Source organism: Gluconacetobacter azotocaptans (assembly GCF_014174355.1).
Classification (GTDB): Bacteria; Pseudomonadota; Alphaproteobacteria; order Acetobacterales; family Acetobacteraceae; genus Gluconacetobacter; species Gluconacetobacter azotocaptans.
In genome coordinates this window covers 92,985-109,645 of the sequence record NZ_JABEQF010000001.1, presented here as the reverse complement: position 1 = coordinate 109,645, position 16,661 = coordinate 92,985, and the positions used below count along the sequence as shown (strand labels likewise).

13 protein-coding genes are annotated in these 16,661 nt (G+C 63.6%); 6 read left to right on the top strand and 7 right to left on the bottom strand.

Annotated features, from left to right (window positions below; genetic code table 11):
* Nucleotides 1-259: 259 nt before the first annotated feature.
* From HLH34_RS00555 to HLH34_RS00535, 5 genes are all read left to right on the top strand, one after another.
* Complete coding sequence (locus tag HLH34_RS00555; RefSeq protein WP_183117645.1) at nt 260-559, top strand: (2Fe-2S)-binding protein; 300 nt, start codon at nt 260-262, stop codon at nt 557-559.
* Nucleotides 544-1,911, top strand: coding sequence for an FAD/NAD(P)-dependent oxidoreductase (locus HLH34_RS00550; protein WP_183117644.1), 1,368 nt, complete (start codon nt 544-546; stop codon nt 1,909-1,911). The genes HLH34_RS00555 and HLH34_RS00550 overlap by 16 nt, the downstream gene beginning before the upstream one ends.
* A complete protein-coding gene (locus HLH34_RS00545) occupies nt 1,908-3,074 on the top strand; it encodes an NAD(P)/FAD-dependent oxidoreductase (protein WP_183117643.1) in 1,167 nt (388 codons plus the stop codon). Before HLH34_RS00550 ends, HLH34_RS00545 begins: the two co-directional genes overlap by 4 nt.
* Before the next feature lie 81 nt (nt 3,075-3,155).
* The gene (locus tag HLH34_RS00540) at nt 3,156-3,653 is read left to right on the top strand and encodes an Lrp/AsnC family transcriptional regulator (protein ID WP_183117642.1); all 498 of its coding nucleotides are present in this window, start codon (nt 3,156-3,158) and stop codon (nt 3,651-3,653) included.
* A 162-nt stretch (nt 3,654-3,815) separates the two neighbouring features.
* On the top strand, nt 3,816-5,174 hold the full coding sequence (locus tag HLH34_RS00535) for an aminotransferase class III-fold pyridoxal phosphate-dependent enzyme (RefSeq protein ID WP_183117641.1): 1,359 nt from the start codon (nt 3,816-3,818) through the stop codon (nt 5,172-5,174).
* A 106-nt stretch (nt 5,175-5,280) separates the two neighbouring features.
* Here HLH34_RS00535 and HLH34_RS00530 read toward each other — a convergent pair whose 3' ends face one another.
* From HLH34_RS00530 to HLH34_RS00505, 6 genes are all read right to left on the bottom strand, one after another.
* Complete coding sequence (locus HLH34_RS00530; RefSeq protein WP_183117640.1) at nt 5,281-6,381, bottom strand: NADH:flavin oxidoreductase/NADH oxidase; 1,101 nt, start codon at nt 6,379-6,381, stop codon at nt 5,281-5,283.
* Between the two features lie 61 nt (nt 6,382-6,442).
* Entirely contained in the window at nt 6,443-7,135 is a 693-nt protein-coding gene (locus tag HLH34_RS00525; RefSeq protein ID WP_183117639.1) for a type 1 glutamine amidotransferase domain-containing protein, read from the bottom strand.
* An 18-nt stretch (nt 7,136-7,153) separates the two neighbouring features.
* Complete coding sequence (locus tag HLH34_RS00520; RefSeq protein ID WP_183117638.1) at nt 7,154-8,191, bottom strand: NADP-dependent oxidoreductase; 1,038 nt, start codon at nt 8,189-8,191, stop codon at nt 7,154-7,156.
* A gap of 223 nt (nt 8,192-8,414) precedes the next feature.
* On the bottom strand, nt 8,415-9,014 hold the full coding sequence (locus tag HLH34_RS00515; RefSeq protein ID WP_183117637.1) for a TetR/AcrR family transcriptional regulator: 600 nt from the start codon (nt 9,012-9,014) through the stop codon (nt 8,415-8,417).
* Between the two features lie 78 nt (nt 9,015-9,092).
* A complete protein-coding gene (locus tag HLH34_RS00510) occupies nt 9,093-10,733 on the bottom strand; it encodes a glycoside hydrolase family 32 protein (RefSeq protein ID WP_264784212.1) in 1,641 nt (546 codons plus the stop codon).
* 316 nt (nt 10,734-11,049) lie between these two features.
* Nucleotides 11,050-13,641 (bottom strand): TonB-dependent receptor plug domain-containing protein, encoded by a 2,592-nt coding sequence (locus tag HLH34_RS00505; RefSeq protein WP_373318571.1) that lies wholly within the window; start codon nt 13,639-13,641, stop codon nt 11,050-11,052.
* 525 nt (nt 13,642-14,166) lie between these two features.
* On the opposite strand from HLH34_RS00505, the gene HLH34_RS00500 reads away from it, so the two are divergent.
* Nucleotides 14,167-15,102, top strand: coding sequence for a LysR substrate-binding domain-containing protein (locus tag HLH34_RS00500; RefSeq protein WP_183117634.1), 936 nt, complete (start codon nt 14,167-14,169; stop codon nt 15,100-15,102).
* On the opposite strand, the gene HLH34_RS00495 is transcribed toward HLH34_RS00500, so the two are convergent.
* A complete protein-coding gene (locus HLH34_RS00495) occupies nt 15,099-16,610 on the bottom strand; it encodes an aspartate ammonia-lyase (RefSeq protein WP_240161303.1) in 1,512 nt (503 codons plus the stop codon). The two genes, HLH34_RS00500 and HLH34_RS00495, sit on opposite strands and share 4 nt — an antisense overlap.
* Between the last annotated feature and the right edge of the window lie 51 nt (nt 16,611-16,661).

Genomic DNA, 16,661 nt, shown 5'->3' with positions numbered 1-16,661 from the left:
GCGAGGGCACGATTTCAGTGTCACGAAGCGTCGCAGGAAGCCGGGGCCACGATGTTGCGTAATTGAAACCGAAACGGCAGTTTATGCTTTCCTTGGGGCATTTTCGTTCGACACCTTCCACGTGGTCCGGTCAAAGGTTGCTACCGTATCTGTTCCCGACCAGCCGCCGCGCGCAGGGCATCGCGGCCGGTTCGGAGCGGTTTTCATCGGACGTTTCATGCCCGGGCCTGCCGTCCGGGCCGCAGCACAGGAAGGCGCGATGACGGCTTTATTCCGACGCGTGGACGAGACCGGACGCCGGCCCGTCCGGCTGGTGGTCGACGGGCATGAAATCGGCGCGCTGGAGGGCGACACCGTCCTGACCGCGCTGCTGACCAACGGCCCCCGGCTGCGACAGAATGAGTTCGACGGCAAGCCCCGCGCCGGATTCTGCCTTATGGGCGCCTGTCAGGACTGCTGGGTCTGGACAGAGGGCGGCGAGGAAATCCGCGCCTGTTCGACCGAGGTGCGCGACGGCATGCGCATCATGACGCGAGAGGTCCCATGGCTGAACCGGTAATCGTCGTCGGGGCCGGGCCGGCCGGCACCCGCGCGGCACAGCGTCTGTTACAGGCCGGCCTGCGGCCCGTCGTCATCGACGAAAACGAACGCCAGGGCGGACAGATCTACCGGCGGCAACCGGAGAATTTCATCCGGCCGGCCGAAAAGCTCTATGGCACCGAGGCCGCCCGCGCCCGCGCGCTGCATGCCGATTTCGAAAGCCTGCGGCCCCATATCGACTACCGCCCCGGCACCACCGTCTGGGGCGTGGCGGACGAGGGATTGCTGTCCGTTCGCGGCAGCGCGATCACGGTGCAGCCCTTCTCGGCCATCATCATCGCATCCGGCGCGACCGACCGGATCATGCCGCTTCCCGGCTGGACCACGCCGGGGGTCTACAGTCTGGGCGCGTCGCAGATCGCACTCAAGGCCCAGGCCTGCGCGATCGGCGGGACGCCGGTGTTCATGGGCACGGGGCCCCTGCTCTATCTGGTGGCATGGCAGTATCTGCGGGCAGGCGTGACGCCGGCCGCCGTCCTGGACACCAGCAGCCTCGCGACCCGCCTGCGTGGCCTGCGCGGGATGATGAGCCGGGCGCGCGTCGTCGTCAACGGCGTGCGCTATATGGCCGACCTGATGCGCGCGGGCGTGAAGCTGCATGCCGGCATCACGCCCCAGCGCATCGAGGGACGCGAGGACGGCGTGACCGGCGTGCTGTGGCAAGATTCGCGCGGACGCCTGCGCCGCACCGCCTGCGACGCCGTGGGAACGGGGTACGGGCTGCGCGCCGAGACCCAGCTCGCCGACCTGCTGAAATGCGATTTCATGTTCGACCGTCGCTTTACGCAATGGCGTCCGCAGGTCGACCTGGACGGACGCACCAGCCGCCAGGATGTCTATCTGGCCGGCGACGGCGTGCTTCTGCGTGGCGCGGACGCGGCCGAGGCCGCCGGCCGACTGGCCGCCTGTGCCCTGCTGCAGGATCGCACCCTTCCCGTCGCGACGGACGAAATCGAGGGGCTGCGCGGGGTCATCGCCACCATGGACCGCTTCGCCGGGGGGCTGGCCGGGGCATTCCCGTGGCCCGCCCATCTGGCGGCCGCGCTACCGGACGAAACCGTCGTCTGTCGCTGCGAAAACGTCACGGCGGGCGACATCCGCCACGCGGCGACGGCACTCGATTCGCCCGAGATCAACCGGGCCAAGGCCCTCATGCGGCCGGGCATGGGACGCTGCCAGGGGCGAATGTGCGGCTTGGCTGCCGCCGAAATCCTGGCCGCCGCACGCGGCGTGCCCGTCGAACAGGTCGGACGCATTCGCACGGCAGCGCCACTGAAACCCCTTCCGCTCGATTGCAGGATCACGCCATGAACGCCTTTGCACGGGAACCGGCCCGGGCCGATGTCATCATCGTGGGCGGCGGTTTCATGGGGGCCGCCACAGCGTTCTTCCTGCGCACGCACGGCCTGTCGGTGATCCTGCTCGAACGCGACCTGATCGGGCAGGCAGCCAGCGGTACGAATTTCGGCAATGTGCGCCGACAGGGCCGGTATCTGCCGCAATTGCCGCTGGCCAACCGGTCCCGCGACATCTGGGGGCGGCTGCCCGAACTGATCGGCGAGGACGCCGAATTCCTGCCCGGCGGCCACATCCGTGTGACCACCCGCGCCGAAGACGGCGCCCGGCTGGAGCAATACGCCCGGGACTGCAAGCCCTGGGGGCTGGACCTGACGATGATGACCGGGGACCAGGCCCGCGCCATGTTTCCCATGGTGGGGCCGGACATCCATACCGTGTCCTATTCGCCGCATGACGGACATGCCAATCCACGCCTGGCGGCCCCCGCATTCGGCCGGGCCGCCAGGCGGGCCGGCGCGCAGGTGGTCGAACAGACGGAAGTCACGTCGATCATGAAAGATAGCGTGGATTTCATCATCGAGACGAAGGATGGCGGCCGCTATCACGCCCCCCTTCTCCAGATATCAAGCGGCGCCTGGGGGCGAAGCATGGCGGCATCGTTCGGCGAGGACGTTCCGATGGCCCCGCAAGGGCCGCAAATGGGTGTCACCGAACCCCTGCCCTACCGCATCCAGCCCGTCATCGGTTCGGCGTCCAGCGTGACGGAAGAGGGCGTGTATCTGCGCCAAGTGAAGCGCGGCAACATCGTGTTCGGCGGCGGACGGCGCAGCTCCGCCGACCTGGTGACGAAGCGTGCGCGACTCGACCCGATGAACACGCTGCGCCAGATGCCCCATCTTGCGCGCCTGGTGCCGGCCATGGCCCGCCTGCGCGTGATCCGCACATGGTCGGGCGTCGAGGGCTATGTCCAGGACAGCCTGCCCATCATGGGGCCGAGCGACCGGGTATCGGGCCTGTTCTATGCGTTCGGCTTCTGCGGGCATGGCTTCCAGCTCGGCCCCGGCGTCGGCGCCACCATGGCGGAGCTGATCGCGACGGGGCAGACCGACATCCCGCTGGAGCCTTTCCATGTGGGGCGTTTCCAGCGCAATATGGAGCATCGCGACGCGCCGTGATCCACGCGGCCGCGCCAAGCCCCTGCACACCGTGCCCCTCGCATCGCGACCCCGCGCGTCGTGAACAAGGTATCCCGAGCCATGCTGCCACTCTCCAAGCTTGACCGGATCGACCTGCGCATTCTGGCCCAGCTCCAGAGCAATGGCCGTCTGACGAACGTCGAACTGGCACGCCGCGTCGGGCTTTCGGCCAGCCCCTGCCTGATCCGGGTCAAGAGGCTGGAAAAGAGCGGATACATCACCAGCTACGGCGCGCATATCAATCTGCAGAAAATCAGCAGCCTGCTGACCGTGTTTACCGAGGTGACGCTGTCCGACCACCGGCGCGACGATTTTTCGCGTTTCGAGAACCATATCCAGAAGATTCCATCGGTCGTGGAGTGTCATCTGGTCAGCGGGGGATATGACTACCTGCTGAAATTCATGGCCCGGAGCGTCGAACATTATCAGGGCGTGATCGAGGCGCTGCTGGACAGCAACATCGGCATCGAGAAATATTTCAGCTACATCGTCATCAAGTCGCCGATCATCAAGCCGGCGATCTCGATCGAAAGCATCATTGAGTCCGCCGCGACCTGACGCGGCGAAAGGCGTCCCTGCGACAACGGCCGGCCGATCCGGCTGATCACGGTCGCGAAACGGCATGATCTTTTCCCGGCCAAGGAATTTCCGGTCACATCGTCTGCGCCACTCGGGCAAAATTCGATCCTGGACGACGAAACAACCGGGATCGACCGCGACATGGACGCCGAAACACTTCTCCGGACCGACCGGGATCACCTCATTCATCCGGTTTCCTCATGGCGGGACCATGAAGAAGCGGGGGCCCGTATTCTCCGTTCGGGCAAGGGCGCATGGGTCACCGACATCCATGGCAAAGAGCTTCTGGACGGTTTCTCGGGCCTGTGGTGCGTCAACGTCGGCTACGGATGCCAGAGCGTGGTCGACGCCGCTGCCGAACAGATGGCGCGCCTGCCGTACGCCACGGGTTATTTCGGCTTTGCGAGCGAGGCCGCGATCGAACTCGCCGGGCGGCTTGCGGCGCGGGCGCCTGGCGACCTGAACCGCGTCTTCTTTTCCCAGGGCGGATCCGACGCGGTAGACAGCGCGCTGCGCTTCATCCGCTTCTATCAGCATGCACGCGGCACGCCGGGGAAGCGGCACGTCATCGGGCTGTCGCGGGGCTATCACGGCTCGACCTATACAGGGGCGGGGCTGACCGCCCTGGCGACCTTCCACCGCGACGCCAACGTGCCGCTGTCGTGGCAGCATCATATTCCCAGCCCCTATCCCTACCGCCATGCCGGTGACGGCGAGGCGGCGACGATCATCGCGGAATCGGTCGCCTCGCTTCGCCAGAAGGTGGAAGATCTCGGGGCCAACAGGGTCGCGGCCTTCTTCTGCGAACCGGTGCAGGGATCAGGCGGCGTGATCGTGCCGCCCCCCGGCTGGCTTGCCGCGATGCGGCGCACCTGCACCGAACTCGGCATCCTGTTCGTCGCGGACGAGGTCATTACCGGTTTCGGCAGGACCGGCCCGCTCTTCGCCTGCGAGACCGAGCAGGTGGTCCCCGACATGATGACCGTGGCGAAGGGCCTGACGTCCGGCTACGCCCCGATGGGCGCGGTCTTCATGTCCGAAGACATATATACGACCATTCGCGACCACACCCCCGCCGGCACGCCGGTCGGACACGGCATGACCTACAGCGCCCATCCCGTGAGTGCGGCGATCGGCCTTGCGGTCCTTGATCTGTACGAGGGCGGCATGCTGGATAACGGCCTGCGGGCAGGCGCGCATCTCGCAGCCCGCCTGACCACGATGTCCGACCATCCCCTGATCGGCGATGTGCGGATCAGCGGCATGCTGGCCGGCATCGAACTGGTGTCCGACAAGGCGACCAAACGCAAGCCCGCCCCTGATCTCCAGCTTGCGGCCAAGCTGTCCAAGGCCGGTTACGAGGCCGGGATACTGTTCCGGGCGTTCGGTGACGACATTATCGGCCTTGCCCCGCCCCTGTGCTGCACGATCGAGGAAATCGACCTGCTGTGCGATCGTCTCTATCGCGTCATCGACGACCTTCTTCCAGCGATCAGGTAGCAGACGGGGCGGGAAAACGGACGGGATCGAGCCGGTCCAGGCCGTCCTGGACATCCTGCTTGAAGGTCGGTCGGTGTGAAACAGAATCACGCGCGACCGACAGGCATCAGACTTCGAAAAGATCCTTGTGTGTCCGCGGCTGGCAGCGAAGATACTGGTTGGGCGCTTTGACATGGCCACCCAGATGCGCTGCCGCATGCCAAGGCCAGCGCGGATCATAGAGGATGGTGCGCGCGAGGGCGATCATGTCGGCGTCCCCCGTCGCCACGATGGCCTCGGCCTGCTCGAAGCCGGTGATCAGGCCGACCGCCACGACGGGCATGGTCGTTTCCCGCTTGACCGCGCGGGCCAGCGGCACCTGATACCCCGGCGCCACCGGAATGGCCTGCCGGGGGCTCAAGCCGCCGCTGGAAACGTGGATGGCGTCGCAACCGCGCCCTTCCAGGGCCTTCGCGAAGGCGATGGTCTGTTCGACATCCCAGCCACCCTCCACCCAGTCCGTGCCGGATACCCGCACGGAGACCGGCCCGCCGGTGAAAGCCTCGCGAACGGCGTCGAACACCTCCAGCGGAAAGCGCATCCGGTTTTCGAGCGATCCGCCATAGGCGTCGTCCCGCCGGTTCGACAGCGGCGAGAGGAACTGATGCAGAAGGTAGCCGTGCGCCCCGTGCAACTGCACGGCGTCGATCCCCAGCGCCGCGGCCCGGCGGGCGGAGGCGACGAAGGCGTCGCGTACCCTGACCATGCCCTCGCGGTCCAGCGCCATCGGCGCATGATCGGTGGACTGGAAGGGCGCGTCCGACGGTGCCACCGTCTGCCACCCATTCGTGGCGTCAGGCGGGATATGTCCGCCACCCTTCCACGGCACCTCGCACGAGGCCTTGCGCCCGGCATGCGCCAGCTGGATGGCAATCCGGACGTCCGACGCCGAGCGGACACCCTCCAGCACGCGGTGCATCGCGCCCTCGGTCTGATCGTCCCACAGACCGACATCGCCATAGGTGATCCGGCCCTCCGGCAGCACGGCCGTCGCCTCGATCGTCAGCAGCCCCGCGCCGGACAGCGCCAGCGACCCCAGATGGATGAGATGCCAGTCCGTCATCCGGCCATCGACGGCCGAATACTGGCACATGGGCGCCACGACGATGCGGTTGGGCAGCGTCAGATCTTTAAGCCCTATCGGCTGGAAGAGAACAGGTCCGCTCATGAATGTATCTTTCCTGACTGTGCCTCACTGACCCCGTCGACGGTGAAGACGACAAAGACGGTCATGATGCATTTGCTTTGTGCAGCGATGTAAGAAGGGCTTCTGCCGTCACCTCGGACGAGGCCGGATTCTGCCCGGTGACGAGCAGCCCGTCGACCGCCACATGGGGCTGCCAGTCGGCGGCTTTCGAATAGCGGCCGCCATTGGCCTTCAGCATGTCCTCGACCAGGAACGGCACGATCCCGGTCAGCCCCACGGCCTCCTCCTCGCTGTTGGAAAAGCCCGTGACGTTCTTTCCCTGCACCAGAGGGGCGCCGTCAGCGCCCCGGACATGCCGCAGCACGCCCGGCGCATGGCAGACCGCCGCCACGGGCCGGCCGGCGGCGATCGTTGTCTCGATCAGCGCGATGGAGGCCCTGTCCTCGGCCAGATCCCACAGCGGGCCGTGACCGCCGGGGTAGAACACCGCGTCGTACTCCCCACCGACAGCATCCGCGAGCCGCACAGTGCTGGCGAGGCGTTCCTGTGCGTCTTCGTCCGCCCTGAAGCGACGGGTCGCGTCGGTCTGGAAGTCGGGCGCGTCGCTCTTCGGGTCGAGCGGGGGCTGGCCACCTTTGGGCGACGCCAACGTTACGGAGGCACCCCCATCCAGAAAGACGTAGTAGGGGGCCGCAAATTCCTCCAGCCAGAAGCCGGTCTTCTTGTCCGTTTCCCCCAGGCGGTCGTGCGATGTCAGCACCATCAGGATTTTCATGTACGCTGCCCCCTGCTTTCAGTCGTTCGACATGCGAACGACCAGCTTACCGTTATTCCGGCCTTCCAGAAGGCCGATGAACACGTCGGGCGCTTTCTCAAGCCCATCGACAATATCTTCGAAATACCGGACGCGACCGTCATGGACCCAGGCCCCCATCTGCCGGGCAAAATCGGCATATTCGTCGGCGTAATGATCGGTGATGATGAAGCCCTGCACGCGGAAGCGTTTGCGCAGGATCAGGCTGGCGAAATACGGCAGCCGGTCCGGACCCGGCTGGAGCGCGTAATCATCATTGTAATGGGCGATGACGCCGCAGACCGGCATGCGGGCGTGATCGTTCAGCAGCGGCAGCACGGCGTCGAACACCATGCCCCCCACGTTCTCGAAATAGACGTCGATCCCGCCCGGGCATGCCGCCTTGAGTTGCGCCGCGAAGTCGGGCGCGCGGTGATCGATGCAGGCGTCGAAGCCCAGTTCCTGGACGACATGGCGGCATTTTCTCTCGCCGCCGGCGACGCCGATCACGCGGGCGCCCCGGATTTTGGCGATCTGGCCCACCGTGGCCCCCACCGGGCCGCTGGCGGCTGCCACAACGACCGTCTCGCCGGCTTTCGGTTCGCCGATCTTCAACAGCCCGTGCCACGCGGTGAAGCCCGGCATGCCCAGCACGCCCAGCGCCCACGAGGGATGGGTCATGTCCCGCGGCAGCTTCGTCAGGTCGCTCCCGTCGGAGAGCGCGTACTCCTGCCAGCCCGAAACGCCAAGCACGAGATCGCCCGGTGCGAAATCGTCACGGTTCGACGTCACCACCTGTGAGACGGTTCCCCCGACCATGACCTCGCCGATGTCCACTGGCGGCGCATAGGATGGCGCCTCGGACATCCGTCCGCGCATGTAGGGATCGAGCGAAAGCCAGAGCGTACGCAGCAGCACCTGCCCGGAACTGGGTTCCGGCACGGACGGCGTTTCCAGCCGGAAATTGTCCGGCACGGGCGCACCCGACGGACGCGGAGCAAGCACGATCCGACGGTTGGCATGGTTTTCAGCAGCCATGGGAAAACGTCCCGATTGTGGAAGACTGGGAGAGCGCCCTCGCCCCATGTCCCGCCCTTCCCTGCGCCGGAACCATCGTAGAGGAGCAGGACACGGGCCGGATTGTAGAACTCGAAATTCCGCAAGGTCATGTCCTTATTAGACCAGTCGTCTATATCGTGAATGCGCCACGTGGCGATCGGTTGCCCGGGATCCGTCACCCGGACTCGTCGAACGGGGACAGTCATCCGGACAGATTCAGCATCTGCCGGGTGGTCGTCATGGCTTCGTCGAACGGTTGACTGTCCCGCGTGAACTTCGCCAGCAGCGTCGCGCCCAGCCACAGCTGATAGAGCGCCATGGCCAGCGACCGGGCATCCTGATGTATGGTCAGCGACCCGTCCTGCTTTGCCGCCGTGATGAAGCGGGACAACTTCTCCACGACGCCCGCCGTGCCTTCCTGCAGGATAACGCGCATCCGCTCCGACAGGTCGCACACCTCGGCCCCCAGCTTGACGGCAAGGCAATGATCATGGACTTCGCCGGCGATGTGCCTGTCACGCCAGGCCGTCCAGTATTTCATGAAGCGCTCGGCAGCGTTCAGGCCGGGTTCCGCGAACAGAGTGTCGATCCGCGCCAGATAGGCCGCGAAATACTGCTCCAGCAGGGCTTCGCCGAACGCCTCCTTGGACGCGAAGTAGTGATAGAACGATCCCTTGGGGACCCGCGCCGCCCCGAGAATCTCGTTCAGGCCGACCGCCGAGAATCCCCTGCCCCCGATGATCGGCCGGGCCGTCTCCAGGATATGGCGACGCATGTCGTTCTGGGCGAGAGAGGCGTTCATGAGCCTAACCTACCCTCGATTAGACCGGTCGTCTAGTGACGGAACGCCATTTGATTGCGAGGGGATTGCCCCCCGCCTTCATGGGTTTCTGTTTTGGCTCGCATCATGCGACGGAACTTCCACCTGCTGCCTTCCCGGGGTCGGCCAGATGCGGTGCATGGGATAGACGATGCCTCCCCTGAACCGCACACTCCCACCTTCGCTGAAAAGCGAAACGCGGTCGAAGGGCTGAGACGGAAAAAATGTTTCCGTCATCACCGTTTGCCCTCCGTCGGCGAACATTTCCATGGAAGAGGCGTCCATCAACAACCGCAGGTCGATCCGATCAGCCGTCGAGGCACGCGGGGCGCTGTGAACTCCGATGGCGAACCGGTCCGAGAAGGCCCGATCGCCGGCCTTGCGCCGATCGCTGAAATAGCAGCCCGTGGCGTCGTCGTAGCCGACACGAAACTCCTCGCCCCGCGCGTTGGAAAAGATCAGGCCGAAGCGGACCGGCCCGGCGGGCCGGTCGAAGTGCAGCAGCATATCCGACTGGCTGGCGGCGCCGGGCGCCACGGGCAGCGCCAGCGGGCCGTCAACGACGTGGGCGGGCATGGCGTGCGGCGCGCCCCGCAGGGTATCCAATTCCTTTACCGGATTGACGAAAAGACGATATCCATCGGCAGTCTTTCGCAAATCAAGGGTGCGCGGCAAGGTCATGGCGCCCCTCCACCGTTCGGTCGGAACCTTTGCCGCATAGTCCCAGTTCGCCATCCAGCCGATCGCGATGCGGCGTCCATCGGCCGCCGGCACGTCCGACCAACTGACGACGGCATAATTGTCCCGCCCCCAGTCGAGCCACACGCCACCCAGCTTCCGCACGGCTGCCGCGAACTGCGGATCGAGGATGAAACGCGTCCCGTCGAAGTCACCGACGAAATATTGCACCCCGGACCCGCCATTGGGGCCACCCGCATTCAGGCTCTGCACAAGCACCCATTTTGTCTCGCCGGTTTCCCGGACAGTCAACGGGAACAGGTCGGGGCATTCCCACGCCCCGCCATGTCCGCCAATGCTCCTGCCGAATGCGCTGAGATAGCGCCAGTTCTTAAGATCGGGCGAACCGTAGAAGACGCTGTGGTCGCCTTCTGCCAGCGCCATCACCCATTGATGCGACGCGGCGTGCCATGCGACCTTGGGGTCACGAAAATTTCTTTCGTCCCCCGGGTTGGGCAGAACGGGATTGCCTGCATATTTCACCCAGGTCCGGCCCCGGTCGATGCTGTAGGCAAGGTGCTGACCTTCAGGTTGCGTCAGCCCGGCCGCCTTGAATTCCCGGTTGTGCGCGGTGTAGAGCGCCACCAGGGGTGGGGTCCCATTGGAGCCCAGCCCGCTGCTGTTGCTCCAGTCGACAACGACGCTGCCCGACCAGGCCTGTCCCCATTTGTCCGGCCTAAGCGCGATGGGCAGATTTTCCCAATGCACCAGATCGCGCGAGACCGCATGCCCCCAGGATATCGGCCCCCACACCGCGGCCTGGGGATTATATTGATAGAACAGGTGATACTCACCGTCGAAATAAACGAGCCCGTTGGGATCGTTCATCCAGTATTCCGGCGGAGAAAAATGGAACTGAAGCCTGTGATCTTCGGAATAACGCGCCGGCGTGGGATCGGAGGCCGATGCATGGCCCAGAGGGGACGCATCGCGCGCCCGGACATCCGATTGCGCGGGGGACATATCGACGCACGCCCCAAGCATCAGGCAGCCGAAGGAAGCGCACAGGGCCGTAAGCAAACGAGTCATGGGTCTACTCTCAGGGAACGCGGCCATCCGCCCGACGGAACGGCGGGCCGAACGCCTGTACGCCAGCCATCTTGATACAATGTCGCAGTGAAGCGCCAGCCTGGAAGGCTGTCCATTATGACGATGGCCGTCATCTATTGCCACGAGTGACGAGGTGACTGGCGAACTGCACGTGGAATACAGCCCGCCAGCACCATTCCGGTCATAAGACCGATTTCCAGACGACGCCCTCAGGTGTCGGCTGCGACCTTCAGAAGGTCGCGTCGACACGACCGTAATAATATCCGCCCGTCATCGGAATACTTGCGGCGTTGGTGTCGTAAATATTCGTTCCGTTATAGCGTGTCGACTGCGGGATGTTACGGGGACGAATGTTGAAGATGTTATTGGCGCCGAGGGCCACGTGCCAGTTGGAATTAACCCGGTAGCCGACCTGCAGATCGGTCAGCCAGCGGGGCGACCCCTTGAACTGATAGAAACACTTTGTCGAATACTGCTGGGACGATCCGTCGGGACAGGTGCCCGTCGCCCAATCCTGGTAGGTCAGCAGGCTGGTCGTTTCGCCATAGCGGCTTTGGCGCACGTTGATGTCGAAATTGCCGATCGTCCAGAGAGCGTTGAGGATCAGCTTGCTCCGCGGATATTCCGTCGTGAACTGCGAGATCGCCTGGGCATTGAGCAGCGGCGCGCCGTTCGCGCCGCTGGCGATGTGACCGACGCGGGTCCGGTTCAGATCCAGCGCCGCCGTCAGAGCCACATTGCCGTAGCGATGCAGGTGCAGCAGGTAGTCCGCCTTGATATCCACACCCTGGGTACGCGTGCTGGCGCCGTTCGTAATGTAATTGGCTGTGACGTTCTGGGGCGGAATGGTCGACGGCACGCTGAAACCGAAGGATTCCAGGGCAGCGACCGCCGGCAACCCGTTATAGGAGCTGCTGCTGACCAGACGGTCCCGGATCGCGATCTGGTAGGCGTCAACTTCGACGTGGAAACCGTCGAGCGGTTCCAGAACGAAGCCGCCCGACAGATTCCACGACCGTTCGGGCTTGAGCGGCGTGGCGCCCAGCTCACGCGCGGCCGTCGAATTTGCGGGCAGGAGGCCGCCCGCAATCGTCGGCGACAGGCTGGCGGAACTGTAATGCTGTTCGGCCAGGGTGGGCGCACGGAAGCCGTTGCTGATCGTTCCCCGGATCGCGATCCGCCGGGTGAAGTCGTAGCGTGTCGAAACCTTTCCGTTTTCGGTATTGCCGGAGTCCGTATAGTGCTCGAACCGTCCGGCCAGATCGATATCCCAGTGCGGAAGCGGCTTGATGTCGGTGTCGATATATCCGGCCCAGATATCGCGGCTCCACGACCCGGCGTTGCTGGGCGTCAGCCCGACGATGGCCTGCGGGCCGCCGAGCTGATAGGACGAGGGTTCGCCCGGCGACAGTTCATATGTTTCGAGACGATGCTCCGCTCCGAAAGCCAGGTTGAGCGGCATATGGAACGGCAGGGTAAACCCACGGCGGAAATCCAGCTTGTTGTCCCACTGCGCGGCCGTGAAACCCTTGAGGAAAAATTTGGTCTTCGCGTAGCCGCACCCGTCCCCCGACGCATAAGGGGATGTGGGGTCGACCGATGCAGGAACACATGTCGACTTCAGCATGCCGAGATTGATGTTGTTGTTCGTCGAGATATTGATCTGATCGGCGCCATACGTGGTGCTGAGGTTCCAGTCGAAGCCGAAGAAATCGTGCCCTTTCAGACCGAGCGTGGCGGCGTAGTCGTTTTCCTCGCCCGCATCGATCGGTTCGAAACCGTACGGATAGACCGAAGGCAGCACGGTGGGCAGGCGATATTGCTCGAACGCCTGCGAATGACGGTGGGCGTACGTGATGAGGCCGTACCCGTCCACCTTCTCGGACAATGGCTTGCCGAAGGCGAGCGCCATGGATTCCCGGGTTTCCTCGGGGACGTTGGTGACCTTATTCGAATAGAGCGGGATCTTGAGGTTGCCGGTGTAGGCCCCCGCCGTGTAGGCGCCCGGCGGCGCCTGGTCTTCGATCAGCCGGTGATCGATGGCCTTGATGACGGAATAGTCACGGTGCATGAACTGCCCGGACAGGTGCAGGTAGCCGTCGTTGCCGAGCTTGATGCCGCCGTCGGCGTCCAATTGCGCGGTCCAGCCGTCGCCGTTATAGGCGTTGGCGCCGGTCGTCGCGCTGACATGCAGGCCGGATGGCTTCTTTTTGGTAATAATATTGACCACGCCGGCGATCGCGTCGGAGCCATACAGCGCGGCGGCGCCGTCTTCCAGCACTTCGATATGGTCGATCGCGGCGGCGGGGATCGTGTTCAGATCGGTCGGGGTGGATCCGAAATTCACCCCCGCGCCGGTGCTGATATTCGCGGTCGTGTGGCGGCGGACGCCATCGACCAGGACTAGGACGTGATTGGGATTCAACCCGCGCATGCGAATGGACGACGTCAGGGCGTCCGCGTTCTGTCCCATCGCCTGGATGTTGATGGACGGATAGGTGCGTGCCAGCGCCTCGCCCAGGTTCGGCACGCCCGTACGCGCCAGCGCAGCCGCCGTGACGACCGTAATGGGGCTCGAACTCTGACGCGCGTGGCGATTGGGGGCGCGCGTGCCGGTCACGATGACCTGCTCATCCGCGTCAGACTTGTGCTTCGATTGAACGCCGCCTCGCGCCTTGCCCGTCGCGGCAGTACGAGAGGGCTTCTTCGCGCCGCTGGCGCCCTGGGCCTCCAGACTTCCATCGTTCGCACGTGCGGTCGCCGGCTGAGGAAGCGTTACGGTAGCGGTTGCGAACAGGCCAAAAGCCGCCAGACATGTCACGGGCCGTAAAGCAGTGCCGGCCTTCCACTTCGAAGTGGCCAATAATTTCACTTTCTCGCGTTTTTTAATTGAAAGTTTCGTTGAAAGAGCAACGTCAACATTGCCATGTGACCGCGACTCCGGGGAATGGTGAAGCAACATTTTCGTCCTCCTCATATGTATTGACACAGGAATGATCCTGTCACGGAACGATATATTCGGGCCTCTACCGGCGGCACACTCTTGCCGATCGGGCAATAATTACGCTTTCGGAAAATCCAAGGCAGCAACGCCGACTGCTTCGTTGCAAATTACGCCAGAGTCCGGAATATGGCAGTATAATTAAATTGTATGGCCCCGCCGCTTCCACCGGCCAGGCGCCTTACGCCCCCTCGGGAAGGCGGCCCTGACCCGCCACCATGACCGACGCACACCGCCCATGGGCAAGCTGCGGGCCGGCACGTGCGGCCCGCTGATTCATTGACTAATGAGGCGAGATTGCCTATTATCTAAGCAACACGCCCTTGCCGTAAGATGGAGTTTCACTTGGACATAAGACGGCTGCAGGCATTTGTAAAAATAATAGACCTTGGCAGCATCTCGCGCGCCGCTGATCTCCTCAATATTGCCCAGCCCGCACTCAGTCAGCAATTGGCGGCACTTGAAAGTGCTTTCAAGCAGAAGCTCGTCATCAGAAGCAAGAGCGGGGTCACCCCGACGACGGCCGGCCTGGAATTGTATCGGCACGCGCAAACATTGATCAAGCAGCTCGACAGGGCCATGGTCGAGATCAGCAACGGCGTCGGGCCACTGGTGGGCAAGGTGTCGGTCGGTCTTTCGCCATACAGTGCCGGCTCGACACTCGCCGTCGACCTCCTCCAGCGCGTTCGGTCGCGCCTTCCGGGTATCACTCTTCATTTGACCGAAAGCTTCGACGATATATACAGCGAGTTGATCATGACCGGCCGCCTGGATATGGCCGTCATTCATGGCTCCGGTCCAATCAAGGGTGTCGTCTTCACACCGTTGATGAAAGAGGACTTCTTTCTTCTTTCCCCCATATCTCTGGAATTTCCGCAAGATTCGACAGGCGCGGTTCAACTGGCGGATATCGTCGACATTCCTCTTCTGGTTCCGCCCAAGCATAATTTCGTCCGAAGCCGCATTGACATGGCTTTTCTGCGCAAGCAGCTCAAGCCCAATATCATCGCGGAAATAGAAGCGCTTCTCACGTTGCAGGAATCGATAGCCGAAGGCATCGGCAGCACAATTCTGCCATGGTCGGTCGCCAGTCGTATTGTCGTGCCTGAAAAATCCCGAATTTATCCCTTGCGCAATCCGGTTATCCAGGAAGACGTATCTCTCTGCATTCCCGAAACGGTCCCCGAAACCGAGGCTTCGGTCGCCGTCCGCGAACAGCTGATCGATCTGGCCCGGGCGATGGCAACCTCGCGGAACTGGCCGGGAACGCAGGCATCCTAGCCCGGCGGCTCATCCCGCACACCGCCCAGATTTGGTCTGGTCAGGGCCTCGGGACGCAAGATCTCCATAAGCCGCTCCTTGGACAAAAGATCTTCTTCCAGCACCAGGTCGATAACCTTCCGGTGCTCCGCAAGGGCGCGCTTGGCGATCGCCGAACACATATCGTAGCCCAACACCGGCACCAGCGCCGTCACCACGCCGATACTATTTTCAGATAAATACCGGCACCTTTCGGTGTCGGCCACGATGCCCCCAACACATTTCGACTGAAGTGCATTGACCGCAGACGTCAGTAATTTTATCGAGGAAAGCAGACAATAGCCGATCATCGGCTCGAACGGGTTAAGCTGCAACTGCCCGCCATCCGCGCACATCGTGATCGTCACATCATGCCCAGCGACGAGGTAGGCAACCTGATTCACCACTTCGGGTATGACCGGGTTGATCTTTCCCGGCATGATGGAAGATCCGGCCTGCACCGCGGGCAGCACGATCTCGCCCAATCCGGCACGCGGTCCGCTGGACAGCAATCGCAGATCGCTCGCCATCTTGGACAGTTTGAGGGCCAGCCTCTTCAACACGCCGGAAAACAGTGTGAACGCCCCGACATCCGACGTCGCCTCGATCAGGTCGACGGCAGGCACGATCGGGCGCCCGGTCAATTGCGCCAATTCGGCCGTGACCACCCGCCTGTAACGCGGGTCGGTATTCAGGCCGGTACCAACAGCCGTCCCCCCGAGATTGACCTGAAGAAACACGGCCGACTGGTCCTTCAGGCTGCGGATTTCCGCCTCGATCGTGCTTTTGAACGCCCCAAATTCCTGGCCCAGTGTCATCGGCACAGCGTCACGCAACTGGGTACGGCCGACCTTGAGGATCGATGCGAACTCCACCGCCTTCACGCCAAGACCCGCCGCCAGACCGGTCAGCGCAGCGACCAGGGGGTCGATGGCAAGAAGCGCCGCCAGCCTGAGGGCCGTCGGGTAGGCATCGTTAGTCGACTGCGCCATGTTGACGTGGTCGTTGGGATGCAGGGCGGCATAGTCGCCCCGGCATCTGCCGGACATCTCGAGCGCGACGTTCGCGATGACCTCGTTCGTATTCATGTTGGTGGACGTTCCCGCCCCACCCTGCATGGCATCCACGACGAAGTGGTCGCGGTAGCGTCCGTCGTTCAATATTTCAGTACACGCCGCGCCAATTGCCGTTGCACGCTCAACGTCCAGATATCCCAGAGCGCAATTGGCCCGTGCGGCCGCCTGTTTGACGATCACCAGCGCCCGAACAAGCTCTTCAAACGCACCGATGGGCGTGCCGCTGATCCGAAAATTTTCGATGGCCCGCTGGGTATGCACACCCCAAAGGGCATCGGCGGGAATCTCGAGTTTCCCCAGCAGGTCCTGCTCGACCCGATAGCCTGGCCGACCGGCCTGTCCGTCCGCCGCCCCTCCGACGGGGCCGGAGGACAGGCAATCGCTGACTTCACTATCCCGCATCGTGTCGGCCATTGTGAATCCTGAGATCGGAGAATGAGACGATCGACGTCAAGCCCGGCGTTC